Genomic DNA, 13,407 nt, shown 5'->3' with positions numbered 1-13,407 from the left:
ACATTGAGGTAGCTAATATATGTTCACAGACGAAGATAAAGAAAAATATATGCAATTGGCCGTAGAAGAGGCTAAAAAAGCTGAGGCACAAGATGAAGTGCCGATTGGCGCAATTGTAGTTGATCCTAATGGTGAAGTTGTAGGAAAAGGATATAATCGCCGTGAACTAGATCAAGATGCTACCCAGCATGCGGAAATGATTGCGATTCGTGAAGCTTGCAAAAATATTGGTTTTTGGCGCTTAATTGATTGCAGCTTATTTGTAACATTAGAACCTTGCCCAATGTGCGCAGGAGCTATCATTAATTCGCGTATAAAAAATATCTTTTTTGGTGCTATGGATCCTAAAGCGGGGGCTGCAGGAAGCGTAGTTGATTTATTTGCTGTAGAAAAATTTAATCATCATCCTAACGTAATAGCTGGATTGAATCAAGAAGAATGTGGCCAGATGTTGACTAACTTTTTTAGGGCAATTCGCAAAAAGCAGAAAGAAGCTAAAAAAGCTGCTAAAAATAATTTAGAAGAAAATTAGCTAATAGTAGAAATATTTTTCAAAATACGTTATTATATTTGTTGGGCAATGTTTGGCTTCTGAATTGTGTCAGGACCGGAAGGTAGCAGCACTAAGGTTGTTCAGGCATGTGCCTTTTATTAGACAATTACAAACTCTTAACTCTTTCAAAGAGTTAAGAGTTTTTTACTAGGGAAAGAGAATTCATGGCTTATCAAGCGCTATATCGTAAATGGCGACCTCGCACTTTTGATAGTGTTGTCGGACAGGAAGCCATTACCGACACTCTTAAAAATGCTATAAAACGTGGTACTATTTCACATGCTTTTTTGTTTGCTGGTCCGCGTGGGACAGGTAAGACTTCTTGTGCCAAAATTTTTGCTAAGGCATTAAATTGTACTAATTTGCAAGATGGCGAACCATGCAATGAATGTGAGAATTGTCTTGCAGCTGATGCTGGTTCAATGCCTGATATCATGGAAATCGATGCAGCTTCAAATAATGGCGTTGATGAAATTCGTGATATTCGTGATAAGGTAAAATACGCTCCTACGCAAGGAAAGTACAAAGTTTATATTATCGACGAAGTTCATATGCTTTCGATAGGAGCTTTTAATGCTTTACTTAAAACTTTGGAAGAGCCACCTGAGCATGTTGTATTTATTCTGGCCACAACTGAACTACAAAAAGTTCCAGCAACTATTATTTCAAGAACGCAAAGATATAATTTTAAACGCATATCTAAGTCTGATCTTGAAAAGAGAATGGAGTACATTCTTGATCAAGAAAAGATTGCTTATGAAGATAAGGCTTTAGCGGTTATTGCGCAAGTTGCCGATGGCGGGATGCGTGATGCTTTAAGTATTCTTGATCAATTGCTGAGTTATGAAAAAGGCAACATTAATTATGATGATGCTTTGCAAATTACTGGCTTTGCGGCACGAGAAAAAATTGAAACAATTTTATTATCCTTATTGAACGAAGATGCAGGAAATGCTTTAATACAAACTCAGTCTGCTTTAGCCGATGGTGCTAGTTCTAAAAACATTTTGGATGAATTAATTGATTTAGCAACTAATGCCTTAATGGTTAATAAAGCAAATGATCGTGAAAACAGCAGTAGCTTTTTAACTAAAGATTTTGCGGAAAAAATCAAAGAAGTTCCAAGTGAACGCTATTTTAATTTAATAAAATTAGCTAATAATGCTTTGAATGATTTGCGTTACACTAATCAACAACAAATTCCATTGGAAGTATTTTTGGTGGCAGCTAGTCAAAAAGTTAATAATTCGAATGAAATTTCAAAAACTGTAAAAGCTCCGGAAGTTCAACCAGTATCTGCAAGTGCAAACACTGATTTGCAAGCCGAAGTCGCTGCTCTGAAAAAACAAGTTATTGATTTAACAAGACAAGTTTCTAGTTTATCTAGTCGACCTGTAAGTCATTCTTCACAACCTAATATGATTTTTCATATGGATAATGAAGAAAAGAAGGCACCCGCTCGTAAGCAAACTAAGATTATTCAGCCTGAACCAAGGAAAACAGTTAAAAAAGTTAAGAAAACAACTGAACAAAATCGTAAGCAGGTTTATCATGTACTGGAAAATGCAACTAAGCAGGATTTAGTAGCTATTAAAGATGTTTGGCCAGATTTGAAGTCTGTTTTAGAAGTTTCTGAAAAAGCACTTCTCGATGTGCTTGAACCTGTTGCGGCAAGTCCTGATCAAGTTGTAATGAAATGCAAATATACATTATGGTTTGAAAAAGCAAGTTCAGATAGTGATTTGTTGGCGAAACTAACAGGTTATATTGAAAAATTTACTAAACATTCTTATGATATTGTTTTGGTACCTGATAATGACTGGATGGCTGTTAGAAATGAATTTGTTCAAAGTCATAAAGCGGAACTTTTAGCTAAAAAGAAGCAAAAGATTGAAGCAATTCAAGAAGAAAAAACAGAATCAGAAGAACCAAAAGATGATCCTGAAGTAATTAATAAAGCAAAGGCTTTATTTGGTGATACAGTAAATATTAAAGATTAGTTTTTAAAGGAGATTTAAAATGAGTAGAAGACCTAATTTTGGCGGTATGGGCGGTATGAATATGCAACAAATGATGAAGCAAGCTAAGAAGCTTCAACAACAAATGCAAGAAGAACAAGAAAATATTACTGCTCAAGAATTCACCGGAAAATCAGCAGATGACTTAGTTGTAGCTACCTTTACCGGTGACCGTAAGCTTAAAGATTTGAAGATTAACAAAGAAGCAATCGATCCAGATGATCCAGACATGCTTCAAGATTTAATTATTGATGCTGTTAACAAGGGAATTTCTTCAATTGATGAAGCTACCCAAGCAAGTTTAGGCAAATACACGAAAGGCTTGATGTAATTGCAATATCCATTACCTATTGCACGACTTATTGAATCTTACATGAGGTTGCCAGGAATTGGTGAAAAAACTGCAACTAGATTGGCTTTTTATACTTTGGATATGCCTGAACAGGATGTGCAGGATTTTGCCAAATCTTTGAATGATGTGAAAAAGAATCTTCACCAATGTTCAATTTGTGGTAACATCACTGAAAAGGATCCGTGTGATATTTGTTCTAATCCTAATCGTGATCAAGCAACGATTATGGTTGTTGAACAGCCAAAAGATGTCATGGCCTTTGAAGAAATGGGAGAGTATGATGGACTTTATCATGTTCTTCACGGTGTTTTATCTCCAATGGATGGCGTAGGACCTGAAGAAATCAACATTAAGTCTTTAATTACTCGTTTGCAAAAGCAAGATCAAGTCAAAGAAGTAATTTTAGCTTTAAATTCAACCCCTGAGGGTGAATCAACGGCGATGTATATTAGCAAATTGATTAAGCCAGCAGGAATTAAAGTTACGCGTTTGGCTGCGGGACTTGCTGTCGGAAGCGATATTGAATATGCAAATTCAATTACCTTGAAGCGTGCAGTGCAAGGGAGAACGTCTTTATAATGGCAAGAAAAAAGAGAGATAAGATCAAAGAAGAGGGCGATCAAAAGCTGATTGCCTTGGTTGAAAAATTGCAGAATCAAATTGCTCTTCAACAAGATCTAGATCAAACTACATTGGATATGTCAGATGATAACGTTGTTGCTAGCAAAATTTTACAAGCAAAATATAGTTTTTTATATAATGAAGCTCGTTATCGTCATACAAGATTTAGTGGTATCACTAACGCAATTACGCAATAAAAAAGCTCGCTGAGGCGGGCTTTTTATTTTTGAAAATTTTAGGACTGTTAAAGTATGGTAAACTTCTGTAGAATAAAGATATGGAGGATTCTATGAGAGGTTTTTTTATTAGTTTTGAAGGTCCTGATGGGGCAGGTAAAAGTACAGTTTTAGCAGAAGTTTTAAAGCAAATAGGTCCTAAGCTCAAAGCACAATATCTTGTGACTCGTGAACCGGGCGGATCAAAAATTGCAGAAAAGATCAGAAAGATAATTTTAGATCCAGAAAACGTCAAAATGTCTGATCGTACTGAAGCATTGCTTTATGCTGCTGCTAGAAGTCAACATGTCGAAGAAATTATTAAGCCAGCTTTAAATGAAGGAAAAATAGTTATTTCTGATCGTTTTGTGGATAGTTCTTTAGCTTATCAAGGAGCAGGACGCAATTTAGGAATTAAAGAAGTTAAAGAAATTAATGACTTTGCAACTGGTGGACTTGAACCAGATTTGACTTTATTCTTTGATTTAGATCCTAAAATTGGCTTAGCTAGAATTGAAAAGTTACGTCCTGGTCATGAAGACCGTCTAGAACAAGAAAAGTTGGCCTTTCATGAAAAAGTATATGAAGGATATCAGGAAGTAAATAAATTATATTCTGATCGCATTGCTATAATTGATGCAAGCAAACCATTTGAAGAAGTGGTTGAAACAACGATTTCAACAATTCAAAAACGTTTGCCAGAGCTTTTTTAAAAGGGTGATTAAATGAAATTAGTTATTGCCATTGTTCAAAAAGATGATTCTAATAGATTGCAACGTGCTTTTATTGAAAATAATGTACGAGCAACTAAGTTGTCAACAACCGGGGGCTTTTTAAGCGAAGGAAATACTACTTTTTTAATTGGGATTGAAGATGAAAAAGTTCAAGATGTACTTGATATTATTAAAGAAAAGTCTGAAGCACGTGAAGGCTTTATTCAACCTAATCCTCTTTCAACCGGCCTTGAAATGAATCAACCAGTTAAGGTAACTATTGGTGGGGCAACTTGTTTTGTTGTTTCTGTAGATGAGTTTAAACGATTCTAATGATAAATATTACAGATATCAGCCGTAAGCAGGCTGATTTTTTAAAAAGAGCTTATGAAAAAAAGCAATTAGCTCATAGTTATCTATTTGTGGATAATGATGAAAAGCGTGCTTTAAATACAGCTTATTGGTTAGCATGTTTGTTCAATTGTACAGGTAAGGATAAGCCGGATGGTACGTGTGCTAATTGCCGGCAAATTTTGTCTGGCAATCATCCTGATGTTTTGTTGGTAAAAACCGAAGGAAAACAGACTGTAGGAATTGATCAAATTCGTCCCTTAAAGGAAGAGTTAGCAAAAAGTCCAGTTGAAAGCAGTAGAAGATTCTTTATGATTAATGAGGCACAAAAACTAACAATGCCAGCTGCTAATGCTTTGCTTAATCTTCTTGAAGAACCAATTGCGCCAGTTGTCTCGATTTTAATTACTAATAATGCCGATCAAATTTTGCCTACTATTCGATCTAGAACTCAGATTCTCAAATTCGATAGTGGTGAAAAAAAGGATGGCAGAGAAGCGATCTTGATCGAAAATGGCTTTTCAAGTGAAGAAATTGAAGAGTTAAAAGATACAAAGAAAATTGATCAAGAAATCAAGTATTTTTATCAAGAACTCCTTGAAAAGAATAGCCTTTCTTTTGTTAGTGCACATAAGTTATCCGATAATGCAAAAATAAGTACGTTGCAAAATTATATTTTGCTTAGTTTAAAATTGTTTGCACAAAAAGAGTTAAAAGACGAAAATAGACGGTTAGCAGGGATGCATATGCTAGAATGTTTGATAGAAATAGATAAGATGCGTTTTAGCAATGTTAACTTTCGAAATTTATTAGATTATCTTGCTTTACAGTGGAAACGGTAGGTGTTGATTAATGGATCCATATTCCAAGTTGCAACAGCTTCATAATTCAATGGAAAAAATGACTAAGACAGTTGAGAGTTTGGAAAATGATATGCTCGAAACTTTAAAAGAAAATACTGAGTTGAAGGTTGAAAATCAGCTTTTGCGTGAAAAACTTGATAAATTGACGGCCAAACGTGGCGAACCAGTTGCCAAAATTCAAAGTGGTTTGGAATCTTTGCGCCAAATTTATAGCTCAGGATATCATATCTGCAATATGTATTACGGTTCACACCGTGATCCTAGCTCAGATTGTATGTTTTGTTTGGATATTTTAGATAATTTTGGTGAAAAGAAGAAACGATAAGGACGAAAAGTATGCAACGTCAAAGTAGTTATAAAGATGATTCAGGTAAGCTTTATTTGGTGCCAACGCCAATTGGAAACTTAGAAGATATTACTATAAGAGCCAAAAAGGTGTTAACAAATGCTGATTATATTGCGGCAGAAGATACTAGAACGAGTGGGATTTTACTCGAAAAAATTGGCGTACATAATCGTATGATTTCTTTTCATAAGTATAATTCTAAGGAAAGGGCTCCAGAATTAATCAAGTTGATGCAAGATGGAGCAACAATTGCCGAAATTAGTGATGCAGGGATGCCTGTTATTTCTGATCCTGGCTATATTTTGGTTCAAGAATGTATAAAAAATAATATTCCAGTTGTTCCACTTCCTGGCCCTTCTGCTTTTGCGACAGCGCTAATTGCATCAGGTTTTGATGCACAACCGTTTACTTACTATGGCTTTTTGCAAGAAAATCTTCAGAACAAAAGCCTTACTTTAAGCAAATGAGCGATTTTCGTGGGACATCAATTTTTTATGAAGCACCTCATCGTTTAGCAAAAACTTTAAAGACATTGGCTTCAGTATTACCGGCAGATCGTCAAATGGTAGCTGCGCGTGAATTAACAAAAATTCATGAAGAATTTGTTCGTGGGACTGTGAGTGAAGTTAGCGATTATTTTGCTGAGAATGCTCCTCGTGGCGAATTCGTAATTTTAATTTCGCCTAATACTGAAGAAGCTAAGCAACTTTCTTGGAAAGAATTAATTGCCTTGGTAAATGATTTGGTTGATCAAGGTGAAAGCAAAAAAGATGCTATTAAGAAAGTCGCTAAGGAACACAACGTTTCTAAAAATGAACTTTATGACGAATATCATCAAGGATAGTTATGCAATATAGAGAAGAACATCAAATAGAATTTAGTGAATGCGATGAAAATCAACATTTAAAATTGCCATCCATGGTTGATTTATTAATGCAGGTTTCTGAACACCAATTGGATAAAGGCGGGGCAGGCACTGATGATTTAATGGCTCAAGGCAAGGTTGGGTTGTTACGCAGTATCATTTTGATATTAAAAGATTGCCTAAGACGCTTGAAAAAGTTACTTTGACTACAGAAGCTAGTGGCTATAATAAATTCTTTGAATATCGTGATTTCGGCATCGAAGATGAAAAAGGCAATCAACTCGTTAAAGTTACTAGTCAATGGGTATTGTTTGATTTGAAAAAACGTAAAATGGTTCCTTCTGATCCAGAGTTAATGAAGCAATTTAATGTTCCACTTTTAGCAAAAATGCCTCGTTTTCCTCGTTTGCGTGCACAAAAAACATATGATAAAAAACGCCAGTATCGTGTTCGCTATGATGATCTTGATACTAACCACCATTTAACCAATAGTCACTACTTTAATTGGTTTATTGATATGTTGGGAAGAGACTTTTTAAAGAATCATATGGTGGAAAACATTGATATTAAGTTTGACCGTGAAGTACAGTATGGAGAAATGCCTTATTCATGTTTAACTTTAACAAACGATAATAATGAAATTGTTTCTTATCATGCAATTGAAGATGAAGAAGGCAATGAAAAGACTGTTTGCAAACTAAAATGGCGAAAGATATAGCAAAGTATGATTTAATAAAAGCATGACATCGGGTCGTGCTTTTTTTATTGAGGGGGGATAGAATGAATTCAAAATCTAAACAAATACGCGGTGAAGAATTGCGTAAATTAGTTTTGCTTGGAATAATCGTTGCTATCAAAATAATTTTAAGTCAATTTTCGTTTGGACCTGCAATGGTTAAAGTAGGATTGGGATTTATTGGGAGCGTTATGCTTGGCTATTTATTCGGACCTATTTGGGGAGCTGTTGGTGGCGGAATTAGTGATTTGATTTCTTCAGCAATTTTTGGCAATCAAGGTGGCTTCTTTATTGGCTTTACTTTAACGGCAATGGCAGCGCCACTTATTTATGGCTTATTTTTCTATAAAAAGCCCGTGGAAATTTGGCGGATTATTGTATCCACAATTTTAGTTACTATTATCGTTAATATAGCCATGAATACGCTATGGGTCAGTCTTTTATATGGCGTAGATTTAAAAGTAGCTTTGATTCAGCGTATTCCCAAAGAAGCAATTGTTCCTTGGATTCAAATGGTTGTAATCTACTTTGTCTTACAAGCCCTTTCTCGTGTTAAAATAAAAAAGTGATTTTAAATATAAAGGAATAGTAATCTAATATGAAAATCTTAAGTGTTTCAACCGCTACTAATCATTTAAGCGTAGCTTTGAATAACGATGAAGAAATTATAGTTGAAAAAAATGAACAAGATGAGCGCAATCATAGTGAACATCTTGATCCAATGATTGATGAAATTTTAAAGGCTAATAATTTGAAATTAAAAGATATCGATCGTTTTGCAGTAGCAATTGGACCTGGTTCTTATACGGGATTAAGAATTGGAATTACTACAGTAAAAATGTTTGCCAGCATTTTAAATAAAGAAGTCGTGGGTATTTCTACTTTACAGGCTTTAGCTGAATCAGTAAAAGATGAAAATACTTTGATCGTAGCTGGTCTTGATGCTCGTAATGATAATTACTTTGCTGGTGGCTATGTAAATAAAAATAATATGCCAGAAAATGTTATTCCGGACGGTCACTATCATATTGACGTTTTACTTAATGCAGTGAAAGATTATTTGGCTGAAAATGACATTAAGAAAGTTATTTTTGTTGGTAGTGGCCTTGAAAAGCAAGATGACTTGATTAAAGAAGCTGATTTTGATTATAGCTATGGAACAGATGATCAAAACGTTCTTCATTCCGGTTTGATTGGCAAGTTAGCTGTGAGTGCTGAGCCAGTTGATCCAGATAAATTGTTGCCACGTTACTTGCGCAGAACTCAAGCCGAAGTTGATTGGCATAAGAAGACTGGCAAGCCATTTGAACCAGATAGTAATTATGTTGAAGAAGTTTAATGATTTTTTTCATCCTGTTGAAAATAGAATAAATATAAATTTTTCACCGTTTATCATGACGGTAAATGGTAAAGTTTTGCAAGTTATGCAAGCAACGGATAATGATATTCCAGGTTTGCTCATTTTAGAAAAACAGGTTTATTCAGGACAAACTCCATGGAGTAGTTTTTCATTTGAATCTGAGCTTAAAAAAAGAAAAAATTCCTTGTATTTGGTTGTCTACCAAGCTTCCACGTTAGTCGCTTTTATCGGTGCGCGTTTTTATTCCCGCGAAACTCATATCACTAATATTGCTGTTGCTCCGCAATTTCAAGGACAGCATATTGGAAAAAGATTAATGGAATTAATGATTGATCGAGCACGTGAAAATGATAATGAATGTGTAAGTTTAGAAGTTAGAATAGACAATGAGATTGCCAAGAAACTTTATCGTTCTTTAGGATTTGAAGAAATTTTTATCAGAAAAAATTATTATCAAGATACTCATACTGATGCAATTAATATGATTCTTTGGTTAAGGAAGAATCAAAATAAAGGAAAGAAGTTTACGCTGTGAGTGAGAAAAAAGACGTTCGAATTTTAGCTTATGAAAGTTCATGTGATGAAACTTCAACTGCCGTAATTAAAAACGGAACAGATATTGAAAGTTTAGTTGTTGCTACTCAAATTAAGAGTCACCAACGTTTTGGTGGAGTTGTTCCAGAAGTAGCTAGTCGTCACCATATTGAAGTTATTAGCCAAATTACCAAAGAAGCGTTGAATGAAGCGAATGCTACTTGGGATGATATTGATGCGATTGCCGTAACTTATGGTCCAGGACTTGTTGGCGCTCTTTTGATCGGAGTTAGCGCTGCTAAGGCAGCTTCAATGGCTACAGGTATTCCTTTAATTGGCGTTGATCATATTATGGGTCATATTATGGCTGCCCAATTAAAAGATAAGATTGAATATCCAGCTTTGGCTTTGCAAGTTTCAGGTGGACATACTGAAATTGTTTTGATGAAAGACCCAATTCATTTCGAAATTATTGGGGATACACGTGATGATGCGGCAGGTGAAGCATATGATAAAATCGGCCGTGTTCTTGGTGTAAATTATCCTGCTGGTAAAACTATTGATTCTTGGGCTCATCAAGGAAAAGATACTTTTAATTTCCCAAGAGCAATGATGGAAGATGATGATTACGACTTCTCATTCTCAGGTCTTAAGAGTGCCTTTATTAATACTTGTCACCATGCTGATCAAATTCATGAAGAATTGAATAAATATGATTTAGCTGCCAGTTTCCAAGCGGCTGTTATTGATGTTTTGGCTCATAAAACTGTTAGAGCTTTGAAGCAATATCAACCTAAGACATTTATCATGGGTGGGGGCGTTGCTGCTAACCATGGTTTGCGTGATCGTATGAGCGCAGAAATTGAAAAGTTGCCTAAGAATATCCAACCAAAGGTAATTTTGCCGGATATTAAACTTTGTGGTGATAATGCTGCAATGATCGGTGCTGCTGCATATAATTTATATAATGCTGGTAAGTTCGCAGATTTGACTTTAAATGCGGATCCATCACTTGAATTACCATATGCAGATAATATGCTTAATTAGTAATTTATATAACAAAAAGAGCAGGTTTCTATTTGAAATCTGCTCTTTTTATTTTTATTCAAATTCGTCTAGTTCAGTAAGTGCCTTTTCCCAAGCGTCATTTGCTTGATCAAGTTTTTCTTGAACCGCAGAAAGTTTTTCTTGAAGAGGTCCTAGCTTATCAAAGTTAGTAGCGATATCTGGATTAGCCATTTCATTTTGAATTTCTTCTTGTTGGCTTTCCAATTCTTCAATTTGTTTTTCCGTGTTATCGACTGCTCTTTGCAATTTTCTCTTTTGAGAATCGCGTTGCTTTTGCTCCTGGTAAGAAAGCTTTTGTTCGCTAACTTGTTTAACTGGTTCAGTTTCTTGAACAGTGTCTCCCGGTTGGCTAGGCGTGAGGCCAGCTTCTTGTTTAGCTTTTTCATCAAGATAATATGAATAGTTTCCTTCATAAATCTTGGCGTGACCATCGCGGACTGAAACAATCTTGTTAGCTAATTCGTTGATGAAGTAACGGTCGTGAGATACGAAAAGCAAAGTACCATCGTAATCTTTTAAAGCTCCTTCAAGAACTTCTTTAGCTTCAATATCTAAGTGGTTAGTAGGTTCGTCCATTAATAAGAAATTGTCGTGTTCGAGTGAAAGAACAGTCAAAGTCAAACGAGCCTTTTGACCACCTGATAATTGCCCAACCGTTTTATCAATATCTTTAGCAGTAAAAAGAAAACTTGCTAGAATTGAACGAACATCACGTTCGGGCATAGTTTTATGACGATCCCAGATGGTATCAAGAACGGTTTTACTTGGATCAAGTCTTTGCAATTCTTGATCGTAATAACCGATATCAAGGGATGCACCATACTTGATTGAGCCATCTTTAGGTTGGAGCTGCTTCATAATAGTTTTAAGAAGCGTTGACTTACCAATTCCGTTTGGACCAATGATGGCAACACGGTCGCCTTTGTTAACTTGGAAAGAAATATCTTTAACCATAGTCTTTTCAGGATAGCCAATAGTTAAATCGCTTAAGATTAAAACTTCTTTACCAGATGGACGTTCACTCTTAAAGTGAATGCGAACCTTATTCTTATGCTTTGGCGGCTTGATACGCTCAATTTTTTCTAATTTTTTACGTCTACTTTGAGCACGTTTAGTGGTCGTTGCGCGAACCAAGTTCTTATGGATAAATTCTTCATCTTTTTTAATTTCTTCTTGTTGCTTTTCATAAGCAGCTTCTTGCTGTTTATCACGTTCTTCGCGTTGCATTTGGTATTGAGAATAGTTGCCTTTGAAAGCAGTAAGTTTACCAAATTGCAATTCGAAGATTTGTGTAGCCAGATGATCTAAGAAATATTGGTCGTGAGATACAACTAAGATTGCACCTGAATAGTTTTTCAAAAAACTTTCAAGCCAGTCTAAAGTATCCATATCCAAATAGTTGGTAGGTTCGTCTAAAAGCAAAAGAGGTGGCTTTCTCAAAAGTAATTTAACAAAAGCAAGCCGAGTCTTTTCACCACCGGATAAGCTACCAATCTGTTTTTGCCAAGTATCTTCAGGAAATTTAAATCCATTTAAGATACTCTTGATATCAGATTGATAAGTATATCCACCTTGTTGTTCAAAATCGAACTGCATCTGGTCATATTGTTTGAGAAGAGCTTCATCTTTAGGATGATCAGCAATTTTTTCTTGCATATGCTGTAATTTTTTGCCTTTATTGATTAAAGGTGCAAAAACAGATTCCATTTCATCCCAAATCGTTTTATCTTCATCTAAAGCATTTTCCTGTGCAATATATCCGACTTCGATTCCTTTATTAACGGTAAATTCACCATGAGTGGGCTCTTGTTCACCTGTCATTATTTTAAGCAAAGTGGTTTTGCCGACACCGTTAGGACCAACTAAACCAATGCGTGCATTGGAATCAATTGAAAAGTTAACATTTTTAAATAGAGTATTGGCACCAAATTGTTGTTCAAGATCGTGCCCTTGTGCAATAATCATAATTTTTTCACCTGCAAATATTTTAACATATTGCCTGTAGTCTTTGGATATTCTTATTTAGGCTAATTATAGAAATAATTAGTATTGTGAAAAATATCCTTGCAAATATCCTAATAAAATAGGTATGATATAAATGCTTGTTTAAGATTCACAAACATCCAATATTTGGAGGCTTATTTATGGATAAGATTAAAATCCCTAAGGCAACCGCAAAGAGATTGCCTTTATACTATCGCTATTTGCTTATTTTAAGCGAAGAAGGAAAATCTAAGGTTTCTTCTACTGAACTTTCAGAAGCAGTTCAGGTTGATAGTGCTTCAATTAGAAGAGATTTTTCATATTTTGGTGCATTGGGAAAACGTGGGTATGGATATGATGTTAAAAATCTGCTTATGTTTTTCAAGAAAATCCTTAATCAAGATACTTTAACCAATGTTGCTTTAGTTGGTGTAGGTAATTTAGGGCGAGCACTCCTTAATTACAACTTTAAACGTAGCAACAATATTAGAATTTCTTGTGCATTTGATATTAATAAGGAAATTACAGGTCGAATCCTTAGCGGAGTTCCTGTATATGATATGGATGATCTTAAAAAGCAATTAAGTGATCAACAAATTTCTATTGCAATTTTGACTGTTCCATCAAGTGCGGCGCAACATACTACTGATGAAATGGTTGAAGCGGGAATTAAAGGGATTATGAACTTTACACCTATTAGGTTGTCAGCTCCAGCTAGTGTTCGTGTTCAAAACGTTGACTTGGCAACTGAACTTCAAACTTTAATTTACTTTTTGAATTCAGATAAAGCAAAAGATAATGAATTTTAATTAATTTGGAAAAGACTGCT

General features: G+C 35.1%; 15 protein-coding genes, 1 other RNA gene and 2 pseudogenes. 17 read left to right on the top strand and 1 reads right to left on the bottom strand.

What is annotated here, in order from left to right:
- Positions 1-19 precede the first annotated feature (19 nt).
- From tadA to tsaD, 16 genes and pseudogenes are all read left to right on the top strand, one after another.
- Entirely contained in the window at positions 20-532 is a 513-nt protein-coding gene (gene tadA, locus JCM6256_RS01290) for a tRNA adenosine(34) deaminase TadA (protein WP_025080040.1), read from the top strand.
- Between the two features lie 32 nt (positions 533-564).
- Positions 565-664, top strand: an RNA gene (gene ffs, locus JCM6256_RS10460) — signal recognition particle sRNA small type.
- Positions 665-717: 53 nt separating this feature from the next.
- A complete protein-coding gene (gene dnaX, locus JCM6256_RS01285; RefSeq protein WP_025080039.1) occupies positions 718-2,553 on the top strand; it encodes a DNA polymerase III subunit gamma/tau in 1,836 nt (611 codons plus the stop codon).
- Positions 2,554-2,572: 19 nt separating this feature from the next.
- Positions 2,573-2,902, top strand: a complete 330-nt coding sequence (locus JCM6256_RS01280; protein ID WP_025080038.1) for a YbaB/EbfC family nucleoid-associated protein — start codon at positions 2,573-2,575, stop codon at positions 2,900-2,902.
- Positions 2,903-3,502: a recombination mediator RecR gene (gene recR / locus JCM6256_RS01275; protein ID WP_025080037.1), complete on the top strand. Its 600-nt coding sequence runs from the start codon at positions 2,903-2,905 to the stop codon at positions 3,500-3,502.
- Positions 3,502-3,741, top strand: coding sequence for a YaaL family protein (locus JCM6256_RS01270; protein WP_025080036.1), 240 nt, complete (start codon positions 3,502-3,504; stop codon positions 3,739-3,741). The genes recR and JCM6256_RS01270 overlap by 1 nt, the downstream gene beginning before the upstream one ends.
- A gap of 92 nt (positions 3,742-3,833) precedes the next feature.
- Positions 3,834-4,472 (top strand): dTMP kinase, encoded by a 639-nt coding sequence (gene tmk, locus JCM6256_RS01265; RefSeq protein ID WP_025080035.1) that lies wholly within the window; start codon positions 3,834-3,836, stop codon positions 4,470-4,472.
- A gap of 12 nt (positions 4,473-4,484) precedes the next feature.
- Entirely contained in the window at positions 4,485-4,805 is a 321-nt protein-coding gene (darA, locus tag JCM6256_RS01260; protein ID WP_025080034.1) for a cyclic di-AMP receptor DarA, read from the top strand.
- A complete protein-coding gene (locus JCM6256_RS01255) occupies positions 4,805-5,665 on the top strand; it encodes a DNA polymerase III delta subunit-related protein (RefSeq protein WP_025080033.1) in 861 nt (286 codons plus the stop codon). Before darA ends, JCM6256_RS01255 begins: the two co-directional genes overlap by 1 nt.
- Before the next feature lie 10 nt (positions 5,666-5,675).
- Positions 5,676-6,011: a DNA replication initiation control protein YabA gene (gene yabA, locus JCM6256_RS01250; protein WP_025080032.1), complete on the top strand. Its 336-nt coding sequence runs from the start codon at positions 5,676-5,678 to the stop codon at positions 6,009-6,011.
- Between the two features lie 11 nt (positions 6,012-6,022).
- Positions 6,023-6,876, top strand: a pseudogene (gene rsmI / locus JCM6256_RS09380) (16S rRNA (cytidine(1402)-2'-O)-methyltransferase).
- A 2-nt stretch (positions 6,877-6,878) separates the two neighbouring features.
- Positions 6,879-7,615 (top strand): annotated as a pseudogene (locus JCM6256_RS09375) (acyl-[acyl-carrier-protein] thioesterase).
- Between the two features lie 62 nt (positions 7,616-7,677).
- A complete protein-coding gene (locus JCM6256_RS01235) occupies positions 7,678-8,202 on the top strand; it encodes a folate family ECF transporter S component (protein WP_025080031.1) in 525 nt (174 codons plus the stop codon).
- Positions 8,203-8,231: 29 nt separating this feature from the next.
- Entirely contained in the window at positions 8,232-8,972 is a 741-nt protein-coding gene (gene tsaB / locus JCM6256_RS01230) for a tRNA (adenosine(37)-N6)-threonylcarbamoyltransferase complex dimerization subunit type 1 TsaB (RefSeq protein ID WP_025080030.1), read from the top strand.
- Positions 8,956-9,528 (top strand): ribosomal protein S18-alanine N-acetyltransferase, encoded by a 573-nt coding sequence (rimI, locus tag JCM6256_RS01225; protein ID WP_025080029.1) that lies wholly within the window; start codon positions 8,956-8,958, stop codon positions 9,526-9,528. Before tsaB ends, rimI begins: the two co-directional genes overlap by 17 nt.
- Positions 9,525-10,574 carry a tRNA (adenosine(37)-N6)-threonylcarbamoyltransferase complex transferase subunit TsaD gene (gene tsaD, locus JCM6256_RS01220; protein ID WP_025080028.1) on the top strand — a complete coding sequence of 350 codons (1,050 nt, stop codon included), beginning with the start codon at positions 9,525-9,527 and terminating at the stop codon, positions 10,572-10,574. Before rimI ends, tsaD begins: the two co-directional genes overlap by 4 nt.
- A gap of 54 nt (positions 10,575-10,628) precedes the next feature.
- Here tsaD and JCM6256_RS01215 read toward each other — a convergent pair whose 3' ends face one another.
- A complete protein-coding gene (locus tag JCM6256_RS01215; protein WP_025080027.1) occupies positions 10,629-12,560 on the bottom strand; it encodes an ABC-F family ATP-binding cassette domain-containing protein in 1,932 nt (643 codons plus the stop codon).
- A 179-nt stretch (positions 12,561-12,739) separates the two neighbouring features.
- Here JCM6256_RS01215 and JCM6256_RS01210 point away from each other — a divergent pair, with 179 nt between their 5' ends.
- Positions 12,740-13,387, top strand: a complete 648-nt coding sequence (locus tag JCM6256_RS01210; protein ID WP_025080026.1) for a redox-sensing transcriptional repressor Rex — start codon at positions 12,740-12,742, stop codon at positions 13,385-13,387.
- Positions 13,388-13,407: the final 20 nt, after the last annotated feature.

The organism is Lactobacillus hamsteri DSM 5661 = JCM 6256, assembly GCF_000615445.1.
Lineage (GTDB): Bacteria > Bacillota > Bacilli > Lactobacillales > Lactobacillaceae > Lactobacillus > Lactobacillus hamsteri.
Note: the sequence above shows the minus strand (reverse complement) of the source record. Positions and strands in the feature narration are given on the sequence as shown.

Coding starts and splice junctions, on each gene's coding strand:
- tadA (WP_025080040.1), top strand. CDS start 20: ATGTTCACAGACGAAGATAAAGAAAAATATATGCAATTGGCCGTAGAA.
- dnaX (WP_025080039.1), top strand. CDS start 718: ATGGCTTATCAAGCGCTATATCGTAAATGGCGACCTCGCACTTTTGAT.
- JCM6256_RS01280 (WP_025080038.1), top strand. CDS start 2,573: ATGAGTAGAAGACCTAATTTTGGCGGTATGGGCGGTATGAATATGCAA.
- JCM6256_RS01270 (WP_025080036.1), top strand. CDS start 3,502: ATGGCAAGAAAAAAGAGAGATAAGATCAAAGAAGAGGGCGATCAAAAG.
- tmk (WP_025080035.1), top strand. CDS start 3,834: ATGAGAGGTTTTTTTATTAGTTTTGAAGGTCCTGATGGGGCAGGTAAA.
- darA (WP_025080034.1), top strand. CDS start 4,485: ATGAAATTAGTTATTGCCATTGTTCAAAAAGATGATTCTAATAGATTG.
- JCM6256_RS01255 (WP_025080033.1), top strand. CDS start 4,805: ATGATAAATATTACAGATATCAGCCGTAAGCAGGCTGATTTTTTAAAA.
- yabA (WP_025080032.1), top strand. CDS start 5,676: ATGGATCCATATTCCAAGTTGCAACAGCTTCATAATTCAATGGAAAAA.
- JCM6256_RS01235 (WP_025080031.1), top strand. CDS start 7,678: ATGAATTCAAAATCTAAACAAATACGCGGTGAAGAATTGCGTAAATTA.
- tsaB (WP_025080030.1), top strand. CDS start 8,232: ATGAAAATCTTAAGTGTTTCAACCGCTACTAATCATTTAAGCGTAGCT.
- rimI (WP_025080029.1), top strand. CDS start 8,956: ATGTTGAAGAAGTTTAATGATTTTTTTCATCCTGTTGAAAATAGAATA.
- JCM6256_RS01215 (WP_025080027.1), bottom strand. CDS start 12,560: ATGATTATTGCACAAGGGCACGATCTTGAACAACAATTTGGTGCCAAT.
- JCM6256_RS01210 (WP_025080026.1), top strand. CDS start 12,740: ATGGATAAGATTAAAATCCCTAAGGCAACCGCAAAGAGATTGCCTTTA.